Source organism: Streptomyces sp. NBC_00442 (genome assembly GCF_036014195.1).
Classification (GTDB): domain Bacteria; phylum Actinomycetota; class Actinomycetes; order Streptomycetales; family Streptomycetaceae; genus Streptomyces.
Window position 1 is genome coordinate 5968453 of sequence record NZ_CP107918.1, and the last position, 14707, is coordinate 5983159.

Genomic DNA, 14707 nt, shown 5'->3' on the forward strand with positions numbered 1-14707 from the left:
CAACTCACCGGCCATGAACCGGAGTTGGATGATCCGGTGCGTTCTCGCGCAGGGTCAGCCCTTCAGGCCGTCGGCGTCGCGCAGCAGGCACGTCAGCCGGGCCGAGCAGACCCGCTTGTCCTGCTCGTCGGTGATGACGATCTCGTACGTGGCCGTCGAGCGGCCGCGGTGCACGGGGGTGGCGACCCCGGTGACCAGGCCGCTCTTCACCCCGCGGTGGTGGGTGCAGTTCAGGTCCACCCCGACCGCGACCTTGCTGATCCCGCCGTGCAGCATCGAGCCCACCGAACCCAGCGTCTCGGCCAGGACCGCGGAGGCGCCGCCGTGCAGCAGGCCGTACGGCTGGGTGTTGCCCTCGACGGGCATGGTGCCCACGACACGCTCGGCGGAGGCCTCGATGATCTGCACGCCCATGCGGGTGCCCAGATGGCCGGCGGAGAACATCGCATGGAGGTCGACGCCGAGGGCCGCGTATTCGTCGACGACTTCCTGCGGGAACTTCACGCTGCTCTGCTCGCCCATGGGCCCGGCTCCGTTCATCTGCGTTACTGCTCGTCTGCGGTTGCTGCGCTGCGCGCACCGTCATAACTGTCCGCACCGTCATACCAGATGGCTGAGCAAACGCTTAGGGCGCGGCTCTCATTCCCCGGCCGTGACGCCGTCCCGCGCCGCGGGCTCGAAGCGCACCACCACCGACTTGCTGGCCGGGGTGTTGCTGACGTCGGCCGTGGAGCCGAGGGGGACCAGGACGTTGGTCTCGGGATAGTAGGCGGCGGCGCAACCCCGCGCCGTCGGGTAGTGCACGACGCGGAAGCCCGGCGCGCGCCGCTCCACGCCGTCCTTCCACTCGCTCACGAGATCCGTGTACGCCCCGTCGGCCAGGCCCAGTGCGGCCGCGTCGGCGGGGTTGACCATGACGACGCGGCGGCCGCCCTTGATGCCGCGGTAGCGGTCGTCGAGGCCGTAGATGGTGGTGTTGTACTGGTCGTGCGAGCGCAGGGTCTGGAGCAGCAGCCGGCCCTCGGGCAGCTCGGGGAACTCGACGGGCGCTGCCGTGAAGTTGGCCTTGCCGGTGGCGGTGGGGAAGCGCCGCTCGTCGCGCGGGGCGTGCGGCAGCTGGAAGCCGCCGGGATGGGCGACCTTGGCGTTGAAGTCCTCGAAGCCGGGAACGACCCGCGCGATGCGGTCGCGGATCGTGGCGTAGTCCTGCTCGAACTCCGCCCAGTCGATCACCGAGGCGGCGCCCAGGGTGGCCCGCGCCATGCGGGCCACGATGGCCGGCTCGGACAGCAGGTGGCGGCCGGCGGGGGTGAGGTTGCCGCGGGAGGCGTGCACCATGGCCATGGAGTCCTCCACCGTCACGAACTGCCGGCCGCTCTTTTGCACGTCCTTGTCGGTGCGCCCCAGGGTGGGCAGGATCAGGGCGCGCCGGCCGGTCACCGCGTGCGAGCGGTTGAGCTTGGTCGAGACGTGCACGGTGAGCGAGGCCCGGCGCATGGCGGCCTCGGTGACGTCGGTGTCGGGGGTGGCGCTCACGAAGTTGCCGCCCATGGCGAAGAACACCTTCGCCCTGCCGTCGCGCAGCGCCTCGATGGACCGCACGACGTCGTAGCCGTGGTGGCGGGGCGGGGCGAAGCCGAATTCCTTCTCCAGGGCGTCGAGGAAGGCTGGGGCGGGCCGCTCGAAGATGCCCATGGTGCGGTCGCCCTGCACGTTGGAGTGGCCGCGCACCGGGCAGACCCCGGCACCGGGACGGCCGATGTTGCCGCGCAGGAGAAGGAAGTTGACGACCTCGCGGATGGTCGGCACGGAGTGGTTGTGCTGGGTCAGGCCCATGGCCCAGCACACGATGGTGCGCTTGGAGGCGAGGACCATCGCCAGGGCCCGCTCGATCTCGGCGCGGCTCAGGCCGGTCGCGGCCAGGGCGGGCTCCCAGTCGGCTTCGCGCGCGGCGGCCCTGAACTCCTCGAAGCCGTGGGTGTGTTCGCGGACGAACAGCTCGTCGACGGCGCCCTCGGTCTCCAGGATCAGCTTGTTGAGGAGACGGAACAGGGCCTGGTCGCCGCCGATGCGGATCTGCAGGAACAGGTCGGTGAGGGCGGCGCCCTTGATCATGCCCTGCGGGGTCTGCGGGTTCTTGAACTTCTCCAGGCCCGCCTCCGGCAGCGGATTCACGGAGATGATCTTGGCGCCGGCGTGCTTCGCCTTCTCCAGGGCGGACAGCATCCGGGGATGGTTGGTGCCCGGGTTCTGCCCGGCGACCACGATGAGGTCGGCCTGGTGGAGGTCTTCGAGGGAGACGCTGCCCTTGCCGATGCCGATGGTCTCGGTGAGCGCCGAACCGGACGACTCGTGGCACATGTTGGAGCAGTCCGGCAGGTTGTTGGTGCCGAACTCGCGGGCGAAGAGCTGGAGCAGGAACGCGGCTTCGTTGCTGGTGCGGCCCGAGGTGTAGAAGAGCGCCTCGTCGGGGGAGGCGAGCGCGGTGAGCTCCTCGGCGATGATCTCGAAGGCCCGCTCCCAGGCGACGGCCTCGTACCGGTCGGCGCCCTCGGGCAGATACATCGGCTGGGTGATGCGGCCCTGCTGGCCCAGCCAGTACCCACTGCGCGTGGCGAGGTCGGCGAGGGGGTGCGCGGCGAAGAAGTCGGGCGTGACGCGGCGCAGCGTGGCCTCCTCGGCGACCGCCTTCGCGCCGTTCTCGCAGAATTCCGCCGTGTGCCGCTTGTCGCCCTCCGGCCAGGCGCAGCCGGGGCAGTCGAAGCCGTCCTTCTGGTTGACCTTGAGGAGGGTCTGCGCCGTGCGGCGCACGCCCATCTGCTGCTGGGCCATGAGCAGGGTGTGACCGATGGCGGGGAGCCCGGCGGCGGCGTGCTTGGGCGCGGCGACCTGCGGCGCGTCCTGGACCGGATCACCTGCGGGCGGCTTGCTGGCCATGGCGCTGCTCCCCTTCGAGCGGACACGAGATGCGTACGCCTCCGATCCTGTCACGCACCGCTGACAGCGAAGGGCCCGGACCGGGACTGGCCAGGATTGTCAGTGGGGCGTGGCAGGATCGGGGTCATGGCTGAGACAGCATCGAAGAAGACCCCGGACCCCCGACCGCGCCTGCTCCTCATGGACGGGCACTCCCTGGCGTACCGGGCGTTCTTCGCGCTGCCCGCGGAGAACTTCACAACCGCGACGGGCCAGCCGACCAACGCGGTCTACGGCTTCATGTCCATGCTCGCGAACACCCTGCGTGACGAGGCACCCACGCATTTCGCGGTGGCGTTCGACGTGTCCCGCAAGACGTGGCGCTCCACGGAGTTCCCCGAGTACAAGGCGAACCGCTCGAAGACGCCCGACGAGTTCAAGGGCCAGGTCGAGCTGATCGGCGAGCTGCTCGACGCGATGCACGTCGACCGCTTCGCCACCGACGGCTTCGAGGCGGACGACATCATCGCCACCCTGGCCACCCAGGCCGAGGCGGCCGGCTTCGAGGTCCTGATCGTCACCGGCGACCGCGACTCCTTCCAGCTGGTCTCCGACCACGTCACCGTCCTCTATCCCACCAAGGGCGTCTCCGAGCTGACCCGGTTCACCCCGGCGAAGGTCGAGGAGAAGTACGGCCTGACCCCGGCGCAGTACCCGGACTTCGCGGCCCTGCGCGGCGACCCGTCCGACAACCTGCCGGGCATCCCCGGCGTCGGTGAGAAGACCGCCGCGAAGTGGATCAACCAGTTCGGTTCGTTCGCGGAGCTCGTCGAGCGAGCCGAAGAGGTCAAGGGCAAGGCAGGGCAGAACTTCCGCGACCACCTCGACGCGGTCAAGCTCAACCGCCGCCTCACCGAGATGGTCAAGGACGTCGAGCTGCCCAAGGGCCCGGCCGAGCTGGAGCGCGCCGCCTACGACCGTGCCGCGGTGACCGGCGTCCTCGATGTCCTGGAGATCCGCAATCCGTCGCTGCGCGAGCGCCTCCTCGCCGTCGACCCGGGCGCGGGCGAGGCCCAGGCCCCCGAGCCGGCCGCGGGCGTCGACGTCGACGGCACGGTTCTGGGCGCGGGCGAGCTCGCTCCGTGGCTGGCCGAGCACGGTGGGCAGCCGCTCGGCGTGGCCACCGTCGACACCTGGGCGCTCGGCACCGGAAGCGTCACGGAGATCGCGCTGGCCGCGGCGGACGGGGCGGCCGGCTGGTTCGACCCGGCGCTGATCGACGAGAGCGACGAGCGGGCCTTCGCCGCCTGGATGGCCGACGCCGCCCAGCCCAAGATCATGCACAACGCCAAGGCCGCCATGCGGGTCTTCCCCGAGCACGGCTGGAGCATCGCCGGCGTCACCATGGACACCGCGCTCGCCGCCTACCTCGTCAAGCCCGGCCGCCGCTCCTTCGCCCTGGACGCCCTGTCGGTGGAGTACTTGGGCCGAGAGCTGGCCCCGGCCGGCGCCGCCGACGGACAGCTCGCGTTCGGCGCGGACGACGAGGCGGAGGCAGCCGCCCTGATGACGCAGGCGCGCGCCGTCCTCGACCTGGGCGGTGCGTTCACCGAGCGGCTCAAGGAAGTCGGCGCCGCCGACCTGCTGCACGACGTGGAGCTGCCCACCTCCCTCCTCCTGGCCCGTATGGAGCGGTACGGCATCGCCGCCGACCGCGCCCACCTGGAAGCGATGGAGCAGCAGTTCGCCGGCGCGGTCCAGCAGGCCGTGAAGGAGGCGCACGCCTCGGTGGGTCACGAGTTCAACCTGGGCTCGCCCAAGCAGCTCCAGGAAGTCCTCTTCGGTGAACTGGCGCTGCCCAAGACGAAGAAGACCAAGACCGGCTACACCACCGACGCCGACGCGCTGGCCTGGCTCGCCGCCCAGACCGAGCACGAACTGCCCGTCGTCATGCTGCGCCACCGCGAACAGGCGAAGCTGCGCGTCACCGTCGAAGGCCTGGTCAAGACGATCGCGGCGGACGGCCGCATCCACACCACGTTCAACCAGACCGTCGCCGCGACCGGCCGTCTCTCCTCCACCGATCCCAACCTGCAGAACATTCCCGTCCGCACCGACGAGGGCCGTGCGATCAGGCGGGGCTTCGTGGTCGGCGAAGGCTACGAGTCGCTGCTCACCGCGGACTACAGCCAGATCGAACTGCGCGTGATGGCCCACCTGTCGGAGGACGCGGGCCTGATCGAGGCGTTCACCTCCGGCGAGGACCTGCACACCACGGTCGCCTCCCAGGTCTTCGGCGTCGCCAAGTCCCAGGTCGACCCGGAGATGCGGCGCAAGATCAAGGCGATGTCGTACGGCCTGGCGTACGGTCTGTCCGCCTTCGGTCTCTCGCAGCAGCTGAACATCGAGGCCGGCGAGGCGCGCGGCCTGATGGACACGTTCTTCGAGCGCTTCGGCGGCGTACGGGAGTATCTGCAGCGCGCCGTCGAGGAAGCCCGCGCGACGGGCTACACGGAGACGATGCTGGGCCGGCGCCGCTACCTGCCCGACCTCAACAGCGACAACCGCCAGCGCCGCGAGATGGCCGAGCGGATGGCTCTCAACGCCCCGATCCAGGGCACGGCGGCCGACATCGTGAAGGTCGCGATGCTGAACGTGGACCGCGCCCTGACCGAAGCGGGCCTCACTTCCCGTCTGCTGCTCCAGGTCCACGACGAAATCGTCCTGGAAGTCGCACCGGGGGAGCGCGAGCGGGTCGAGGCCCTGGTCCGCCGCGAGATGGCGGGAGCGGTGCAGCTGCGCGCCCCGCTGGACGTGTCGGTGGGCTCGGGCGACGACTGGGAGTCCGCGGCCCACTGACGAGGCGGGCGGGGGTTCGGCTTCATGGGGCCGCGGCCGGTGGGAGTGTTCCCCCGGCCGCGGCCCCTCGCGTTAGCCGTCCGTTAGCGGTGAGCCGTTGGATGGCAGTCGCCGCCCGGCTGTCATGCGTCGGTACGGGCACATGGCGAATCAGTGAAAACCGGTCGGACAGCGGTGCCGCGGCACAGCAGGTTGCCGTAGGGTCACCTGAGTTCATGCAGCGCCGGGGAGCGCGAACATTCGAGTACCGGGGAGGGACTTGACGTATGGCACCGCACATGGGCCGACGACTGCGCAAGGGAGCGGGCACCACGGCGGTGGCCGCGCTGGCGGTGGCGGCGCTTTCCGCATCGCAGGCGCCGGGGGTCGTGCACGCGAGCAACCCGACCGACCAGGCGGCCTCGGACGTGACGCCGACCCCGGCGCCCGACGCCCCGGCCTCGGGCAACTCCCCGTACTACACCGACCTTCCGCCCCTGGTGTCGCCGACGCCGCCGCCGAACGCCTCGGCCCCGCCGATCGGTCAGCTCCCCGCCGGTGACCAGCAGGGCATACCGGCGACGGTGCTCGACGCGTACCAGAAGGCGCAGGCGGCCCTCGCGCGCGACAGGCCCGACTGCCACCTTCCCTGGCAGCTGCTCGGCGGCATCGGCAAGGTCGAGTCGGGCCACGCCAACGGCGGCCGGGTCAATGCCAACGGCACCACGCTCACCCCGATCCTCGGCCCGGTGCTCAACGGCGCCGGGTTCGCCAACATCAGCGACACCGATGGCGGCGTGTACGACGGTGACAAGGTGCACGACCGGGCGGTCGGGCCGATGCAGTTCATCCCGTCGACCTGGGCGCACTCCGGCCGGGACGGCAACGGCGACGGTGTCAACGACCCGAACAACGTGTACGACGCCGCGCTCGCCGCCGGCTTCTACCTGTGCGGCAACGGTCGCGACCTCGCGGTCAAGGCCGATCTCGACAAGGCGATCCTGAGCTACAACCAGTCGCAGGAGTACCTGACGACGGTCACGACGTGGTTCGACTTCTACCGGCGCGGCACCCACGAGGTTCCCGACGGCACGGGCTCGCTGCCGAGCGGCCGCAGCGACCAGAACGCCGGCAAGCGGTCGACGCCGTCGGCGCCGCCGAGCACCCCGGCGACCAAGCCGGGCTCGAAGCCGGGCTCCAAGCCCACGACCAAGCCGACGTCACCCGCGACGCCGACCGCTCCGCCGGCCAAGCCGCCGGTCACGCCCACCAAGCCGGGCGGCGGCGAGGGCACACCGACGCCGGTGCCGAGGGCCAAGACGCTGGAGAACGCGGGCACCAAGGAGCTGACGGCGTTCGCCGGCGGCGCGTTCTCCGGGCAGCCGACGGTGCGCGTCAAGGACGACTCCGGCAAGGCGATGGCGCAGGCGACCGTGAAGTTCGAGATCGTCGGCGACACCGACACCCGCTTCGCCGGCGGCGCGACCACCGCGTCCGTGCCCACCGCGGCCGACGGCACCGTGGCGGCCCCGGCGTTGAAGGCCGGTGAGAAGACCGGCACGTTCACCGTGCGCGCCACGGTCGTCACGTCCTCCGTGCCCGCCGTCGAGTGGAAGGCGACCGTCGTCGCCCGCCAGGCCGACGTGCTCACCCGCGGCGACACGAAGGCGCTGACGGCGGCTCCCGGCGCCGAGTTCGCGGACGTCGTGTCGCTCAAGGCGACCTACAAGGGCGCCGCGGCCTCCGGTGTCGCGGCCTCCGCCACCATGATCGCGACCCCGGCCGCGGGCGCCGACCCGAAGGCCGCGCCGAAGACCAACGACCCCAAGAGCAACGACCCCAAGAGCAACGACCCCAAGGTCAACGACAAGGGCCCGTACTTCAAGGACGCCAAGGGCAACCCGGTCCGCGAGCTGAAGGATCTGAAGACCGACGACAAGGGCGTGCTTGCCCTGCCCAAGATGTACGCGGACGGCGAGAGCGGCACGTTCCTGCTGCGCGTCACCACCGAGGGCGGCGCCACGATCACCGTCGAACTCAAGGTGGCCGCCGCCTCCTGACGGGCCTCCCGGTCCCCGCTTGTCCAGCAGCCCCTTCGCCGCCCCGCGGCAGAGGGGCTGTTCGACGTGTTCTCATCTCGGCCGTGCGTTGCTACGGTGCCCACTCCTGACGACCCATCAGTTTGTGGAGGCCGAGCATGCGCGCCCTGATAGCCGCCGCGATCGGTCTTGCCGCCGCCCTCGCCCTCGTCCTGACCGTCTCGGCCATCGGCGCCCCCGAGGGCAAGACTTCACCGAAGCCCCTGCTCACCACCGTGCCCAGCGCCCCCGGGAAGATCACCCAGACCAAGTAGCGATGTCCCAGAGCCAGTTGAGGGAGAGCAGGTCCATGCGACGCAAAGCCGGTCTCGTCCTGCTCGCCCTTGCCGTGTTCTTCGCCGCCCTCTCACCCCTGCTGCGCTGGTACGCCTTCCCACGGCTGGCGAAGATCCCGCCGAGCCAGTACCAGGAAGCGGTCCTCGAAGCGAAGAACGCCACCCTCATCGACTACGCCACCATGCAGTCCAGGACGGTGCCCAAGGTGACGGTCGTCCAGACGCTCAAGGGCAACGTGGAGGCGGCCAAGGAGATAGAGAAGAGCGCCGGCAAGGACGTCGTCGTGTGGGACACCCTCTCCTATGTGCAGGGACCCGACGGCAAGATGGTCTCCCAGATACCCGAGCGCTACATCTTCGACGCGCACACCCAGGCACCCGTCCACGCCACCGGCGAGATGGTCGACGGCGACGCCGTCCAGCGCAAGGGCATCGAGTTCAAGTGGCCGTTCCTGACCGAGAAGCGGGACTACGAGTACTTCGACTTCCAGGCCCGCACCTCCGCGCCCATCCACTACCAGGGCACCCAGAAGTTCCACGGACTCGACGTCTACTACTTCGAGCAGACCATCCCCTGGACTAAAGTGCCCTACCCGAAGAAGATGCCGCTGCCCGGCATCGACTCCAGCACGCTGGAGAAGACCACCGGCACCTCCCTCTGGTACACCACCACCCGCAAGTTCTGGATCGACCCGGTCACCGGCGCTCCGGTCAACGGTGAGGAGATCAACAAGGAGGAGATGCGCGGCGGCACCCTCCTCGGTGGCCGCGACAAGGTCACCGTGTTCGCCGGCGACGTCAAGATGCGCGACGACTACGTCCGTTACACCGTCGACCTGGTGAAGAAGAACCGCACCCTGGTCCTGCTGCTCACCTCCTATCTGCCCTGGGGGTTCCTCGGACTCGCCCTGGCCCTGCTCGCGCTCTCCCTCTGGCTGGAGGCACGCGGCAGGCGCCCCGGCGGCCCGGCTCCCGACGCGACGCAACCGCTCGAACCCGTCATGACCTGAGCCGCGCCGTGGTGAACCGCGTCGCCTGCGCCCGGGTCGGATCCTCCGGCCACGGATGCTTGGGATAGCGGCCGCGCAACTCGGCCCGCACGGCCCGGTACCCCTCGCGCCAGAAGTTCGCGAGGTCGGCGGTGACGGCGGCCGGGCGGCCCGCGGGGGAGAGCAGATGGACCAGGACGGGCACCCCGGCCACCTCCGGCGTGCCGTCCAGGCCGAACATCTCCTGCAACTTGACGGCGAGGACGGGCTGTTCGCCCCCGTACTCCACCCGTATCCGTGACCCGCTGGGCACCTGGATCCGCTCCGGGGCCAGCTCGTCCAGGCGCGCCGCCTCCCCGCCCGCCCACGGCAGCAGCCGGTTGAGGGCCGCGCCGGCCTCGATGCGGCCCAGGTCGGCCCGGCGCCGGGCCCGGGACAGCTCGGGTTCGAGCCACGCGTCTGCTTGGGCGAGCAGTGCCGTGTCGGCGACATCCGGCCAGGGCCGGCCCCGTACCCGGTGCAGGAAGGCGAGCCGCTCGCGCAGGTTCTCCGCGTCACGGGTCCAGCGCAGAAGCCCGAGCCCGTCCCGCGCGAGCCCGTCGAGCAGGGCGCCCCTCACGAGCGCGGCGTCCGGATTCCTCAAGGGGCGTACGGACAACTCGACCGCGCCGAGCCTGGCCACCCGGCGGGCCACGACGTCTCCGTCCTCCCAGTGCACCTCCTCGCCCTCGGCCAGCAGATGCCCCGCCGCGAACCGGGCGGTCCCCTCGTCGACGACGGCGGCGAGCCGTACCCGGGCCGACGCCGCCTGCACCGGCCGGTTGGCGACGGACACCGCGAGCCAAGCGGCGCCGGCCAGACCCGACCCGCCGGCCACCTCCGCGCCCGTCCCGGACACCATCAGGAACGAGCCGCCCCCGCGCGCCCGCGCCACCCGTTCGGGAAACGCCAGCGCCGCGACCAGCCCGGCGGCGCTCTCGTCGGAACCCCGCGCGCAAGCACTCTCCGCGCGGCTCCCGGCAGCGGAAGTCAGACGCCGCACCTCCTGGAGCCAGCGCGCCGCATACCCGTCCCCGCCACGGCGGGCGGTGCGCCATGCCGCCGCCAGATCGTCCCCGTACTCCCGCGGCGGCTCCTCGCTGAGCAGCGCCACCACCTCGGCGGCCCGCCTCCCGCCGACCTCCGAAGCGCCGTCGAGGAGGGCCCGAGCGAGCCGGGGGTGCAGTCCCAGCCGGGACATCCTGGCGCCCCGGTCGGTGGCGCGGCCCTGCTCGTCGACCGCCCCGATCGCCGCAAGGACGGCTCGGGCCGCGGCCATCGCGCCCGCGGGCGGCGCGTCAAGCAGGGCGAGGTCTTCGGCCGACGGGTCGCCCCAGCAAGCGGCCTGCAGGGCGAAGGCGGCAAGGTCGGCGACCTTGATCTCGGGGGCCGGGAAGCGGGGAAGCCGGCTGTTCTCCGCCTCGGTCCAGCAGCGGTAGACCGCACCCGGGGCCTCGCGCCCGGCCCGGCCCGCGCGCTGGCGGGCCGCCGCCCGCGAGGCCCGGACCGTGGTCAGCGCGCCGAGCCCCCGGGCATGGTCGACCCGCGGTTCGCGGGCCAGGCCGCAGTCCACGACCACCCGCACCCCCGGGACGGTCAGCGACGACTCGGCGACCGAGGTCGCGAGAACGACGCGCCGTCCGACCGACCCGGCGAGCACCGCGTCCTGCACCGACGCCGGAGCGCGGCCGTGGACCTGGAGGACCTCGATGCCGGGCAGATCGCCCAACTGCCGTGCCACACGGCCGATTTCACCCACCCCGGGCAGGAAGCAGAGCACATCGCCGTCCCGCTCCGACAGCGCCCGGCGCACCGTGGAGGCCACATGGGAGAGCAGCGCGGGGTCCACCCGCATGCCGTGCGGCGGGCGGACCGGCTGGGCGGGCGGCGCCCACACCACCTCCACCGGGTGGGCCACCCCGGCCGCCTCGACGACCGGGGCGTCGCCCAGCAGCTCGGACCAGCCCCCGGCGTCCGTCGTCGCGGACGCCGCCACCAGGCGCAGCTCGGGCCGGAGCGCCGCCCGTACGTCGAGAAGGAAGGCGGCGACCGTGTCCGCGTCCAGGTGGCGCTCGTGGCATTCGTCGAGGACGACGACATCGACGCCCGCCAACTCCTGGTCGCGCTGCAGGCGTTGGAGGAGCACGCCGGTGGTGACGACCTCGACGACGGTGCCGGGTCCCACCGACCGCTCGCCGCGCACGGTGAACCCGACCCGTCCGCCCGTCCGCTCGCCGAGCAGCCACGCCATCCGGCGCGCGGCCGCCCTGGCCGCTATGCGGCGGGGCTCGGCCACCACGACCCGTCGCGCGGGGCCGCCGCCCACCAGCCCTGCGAGAACCAGCGGTACCAGGGTGGTCTTGCCTGTGCCGGGCGGAGCGCACAGCACGGCCGTCCCGTGCCCGTCGAGCGCGGCGAGCAGCTCGGGCACGGCCTCGCTGACGGGGAGGGCGTCGAGTGCGTCGGTTCGGATCATGCGCTCAGTGTCGTACGTCCCGCCGGGCCGTGCGGCGCTCTGTCCACAGAGACGGTGGGCTTGTATGACCAATACCGGGTGTGTGCGGGTCGGGCGGCGTCCACGCCCGGTTCGGGAGCGCCGCGTCGGGCCCGTGCGCGTGGGGCACGTGCGGGTCGGACGGGGCCCGCGTCAGGCCCGTACGCACACGAAGATCGCGGTCCCGGGGATCAGATTGCCCCGGAGCGGGGACCAGCCGCCCCACTCCTGGGAGTTCCAGGCCGGCCATTCCGGCTCGACGAGGTCCTTCAGGTGGAAGCCGCCCGCGACCACGTCCCGCACCCGGTCGCCGAGCGTGCGGTGATGCTCCACATAGACGGCGCGACCGCTCTCGTCCTGCTCGACGTAGGGCGTCCGGTCGAAATAGGAGGCCGCGACGGACAGGCCCTCGGGGCCGGGCTCGTCGGGGAACGCCCAGCGGATGGGATGCGTGACGGAGAAGACCCAGCGACCGCCGGGCCGCAGTACCCGGCGCACCTCGCGGAAGACCTTCACGGGGTCCGCCACGAAGGGGACCGCGCCGTAGGCCGAGCACGCCAGGTCGAAGGAGCCGTCCGCGAAGGGCAGCGCGCCCGCGTCCGCCTCCACCAGGCCGAACGTGCCCCCGTCGATGCGCAGCGCGTGCTGGAGCTGGCGGTGCGAGAGGTCGAGTGCCACCGGGCGGGCGCCCTGGGCGGCGAGCCACCGCGAACACTGGGCGGCGCCCGCGCCGATCTCCAGGACGTCGAGCCCCTTCAGGGACTCCGTGGGGCCCAGGAGCTGGACGTCCGCCTCGTCCACGCCCTCGGGGCCCCACACGAAGCGGTCGTCGCCGAGGAACGCCCCGTGATCGGTCTGGTACTCGTCGGCGTTGCGGTCCCACCAGCCGCGGCTGGCCCGGCTGCTCTCCGTGTCGCTCGCGGCACGACGCGTCGCCTCCGGCTCGAAACCGGCTGCGTTTCCGGAGTTCTCGGACTCGTACGCATGGATCTCTTGGCTCATCGTGCCCGTCGTTGTAGTTTGCGCGGAACGCGACCTCGTGTTCGCGAAGGCCCTCGAAAGAGGTTCCCGGAGCCCATCGTGGCCTCGGGGAACCTTAGTTGTGCCGGGATTGCGCGGATCCGCCCCGGGTGTGCGCCTTCGCGCATTGACCCTGTCCGGCTGCCCCCGTATGCTACAAGTTGCGCTGCGAGCCTGCGCACCTCAGACCTAGCAGGCGCGCCTCCATCTGTTGCATGTCCCCTCGGTTTGTCGAGGCACCATCCGGACCGACCCGGATCGGTGCTTCCCTGGCTGTCCGGCTTCTGCAGAGGCGATACGGGCTTACGGCGTGGCAGTACCTACGACTTTCTGTCCGTAACCGGAGCCCTTTCCCACATGACGAGCAGCACCGAGACCACCTCTACCACTCCGCAGGTAGCGGTCAACGACATCGGTAACGAGGAAGCCTTCCTCGCCGCGATCGACGAGACGATCAAGTACTTCAACGACGGCGACATCGTCGACGGCGTCATCGTGAAGGTCGACCGGGACGAGGTCCTGCTCGACATCGGTTACAAGACCGAAGGCGTGATCCCGAGCCGTGAGCTCTCGATCAAGCACGACGTCGACCCGAACGAGGTCGTCAAGGTCGGCGACGAGATCGAGGCCCTGGTTCTCCAGAAGGAGGACAAGGAAGGCCGTCTGATCCTGTCCAAGAAGCGCGCTCAGTACGAGCGTGCCTGGGGCACGATCGAGAAGATCAAGGAAGAAGACGGCATCGTCACCGGTACCGTCATCGAGGTCGTCAAGGGTGGTCTCATCCTCGACATCGGCCTCCGTGGCTTCCTGCCGGCTTCCCTCGTCGAGATGCGCCGCGTCCGCGACCTCCAGCCCTACGTGGGCAAGGAGCTCGAGGCGAAGATCATCGAGCTGGACAAGAACCGCAACAACGTGGTCCTGTCCCGCCGCGCCTGGCTCGAGCAGACCCAGTCCGAGGTTCGCCAGACGTTCCTCACCACCCTGCAGAAGGGTCAGGTCCGCTCCGGCGTCGTCTCCTCGATCGTCAACTTCGGTGCGTTCGTGGACCTGGGTGGCGTCGACGGTCTCGTTCACGTCTCCGAGCTGTCCTGGAAGCACATCGACCACCCGTCCGAGGTTGTCGAGGTCGGCCAGGAAGTCACCGTCGAGGTCCTCGACGTCGACATGGACCGCGAGCGTGTCTCCCTGTCGCTGAAGGCGACGCAGGAAGACCCGTGGCAGCAGTTCGCCCGTACGCACCAGATCGGGCAGGTCGTCCCCGGTAAGGTCACCAAGCTCGTTCCGTTCGGTGCGTTCGTGCGCGTCGACGAGGGCATCGAGGGCCTGGTCCACATCTCCGAGCTGGCCGAGCGCCACGTCGAGATCCCGGAGCAGGTCGTCCAGGTCAACGACGAGATCTTCGTCAAGGTCATCGACATCGACCTCGAGCGTCGCCGGATCTCGCTGTCCCTGAAGCAGGCCAACGAGTCCTTCGGTGCCGACCCGGCGTCGGTCGAGTTCGACCCGACCCTGTACGGCATGGCCGCGTCCTACGACGACCAGGGCAACTACATCTACCCCGAGGGCTTCGACCCCGAGACCAACGACTGGCTCGAGGGCTACGAGACCCAGCGCGAGGCGTGGGAGGGCCAGTACGCCGAGGCGCAGTCGCGCTTCGAGCAGCACCAGGCCCAGGTCATCAAGTCCCGCGAGGCCGACGAGGCCGCCGCTGCCGAGGGTGCTGCCGCCCCGGCCGGTGCCCCGGCGGGCGTCTCCGGCGGTTCGTACTCCTCGGAGTCGGACGACAACTCCGGCGCCCTGGCGTCGGACGAGGCGCTGGCTGCCCTGCGCGAGAAGCTGGCGGGCGGCCAGAGCTGACGCTCCGACCCCGGCTGGTAGATAGCTGAAAGCAAGGCCCGCTCCCCCTCCGGGGAGCGGGCCTTGCTTCATGTCCGGGGTCAACTCGCCCCGCCCCGCGCCGGTTTCGGTGAAAGCGGCGCGTCGCGGGAATGCCCCGGACCCGACGGTCGTTCTTCCAGGTGAACACGAGGAGGAGCG

At 71.0% G+C, this 14707-nt stretch carries 9 protein-coding genes; 5 read left to right on the top strand and 4 right to left on the bottom strand.

Features of this window, described 5'->3' with window-relative positions; genetic code table 11:
• Positions 1-54: 54 nt before the first annotated feature.
• Positions 55-522, bottom strand: a complete 468-nt coding sequence (locus tag OG432_RS26745; protein WP_328313518.1) for a PaaI family thioesterase — start codon at positions 520-522, stop codon at positions 55-57.
• Positions 523-639: 117 nt separating this feature from the next.
• Positions 640-2937, bottom strand: a complete 2298-nt coding sequence (locus tag OG432_RS26750) for an FdhF/YdeP family oxidoreductase (protein WP_328313519.1) — start codon at positions 2935-2937, stop codon at positions 640-642.
• A gap of 126 nt (positions 2938-3063) precedes the next feature.
• On the opposite strand from OG432_RS26750, the gene polA reads away from it, so the two are divergent.
• The 4 genes from polA to OG432_RS26770 all read left to right on the top strand — a co-directional run bounded on the left by polA (position 3064) and on the right by OG432_RS26770 (position 9138).
• Positions 3064-5775 carry a DNA polymerase I gene (polA, locus tag OG432_RS26755; protein WP_328313520.1) on the top strand — a complete coding sequence of 904 codons (2712 nt, stop codon included), beginning with the start codon at positions 3064-3066 and terminating at the stop codon, positions 5773-5775.
• A gap of 266 nt (positions 5776-6041) precedes the next feature.
• Complete coding sequence (locus OG432_RS26760; RefSeq protein ID WP_328313521.1) at positions 6042-7814, top strand: lytic transglycosylase domain-containing protein; 1773 nt, start codon at positions 6042-6044, stop codon at positions 7812-7814.
• 137 nt (positions 7815-7951) lie between these two features.
• Positions 7952-8107 carry an SPW_0924 family protein gene (locus OG432_RS26765; protein WP_107090671.1) on the top strand — a complete coding sequence of 52 codons (156 nt, stop codon included), beginning with the start codon at positions 7952-7954 and terminating at the stop codon, positions 8105-8107.
• 35 nt (positions 8108-8142) lie between these two features.
• The gene (locus OG432_RS26770) at positions 8143-9138 is read left to right on the top strand and encodes a DUF3068 domain-containing protein (RefSeq protein WP_328313522.1); all 996 of its coding nucleotides are present in this window, start codon (positions 8143-8145) and stop codon (positions 9136-9138) included.
• On the opposite strand, the gene hrpB is transcribed toward OG432_RS26770, so the two are convergent.
• Both hrpB and OG432_RS26780 read right to left on the bottom strand, forming a co-directional pair.
• Positions 9128-11632 (bottom strand): ATP-dependent helicase HrpB, encoded by a 2505-nt coding sequence (gene hrpB / locus OG432_RS26775; RefSeq protein WP_328313523.1) that lies wholly within the window; start codon positions 11630-11632, stop codon positions 9128-9130. The two genes, OG432_RS26770 and hrpB, sit on opposite strands and share 11 nt — an antisense overlap.
• 171 nt (positions 11633-11803) lie before the next feature.
• Positions 11804-12652, bottom strand: a complete 849-nt coding sequence (locus tag OG432_RS26780) for a class I SAM-dependent methyltransferase (RefSeq protein ID WP_328313524.1) — start codon at positions 12650-12652, stop codon at positions 11804-11806.
• A 375-nt stretch (positions 12653-13027) separates the two neighbouring features.
• Here OG432_RS26780 and rpsA point away from each other — a divergent pair, with 375 nt between their 5' ends.
• Entirely contained in the window at positions 13028-14527 is a 1500-nt protein-coding gene (gene rpsA / locus OG432_RS26785) for a 30S ribosomal protein S1 (protein ID WP_053729297.1), read from the top strand.
• Positions 14528-14707: the final 180 nt, after the last annotated feature.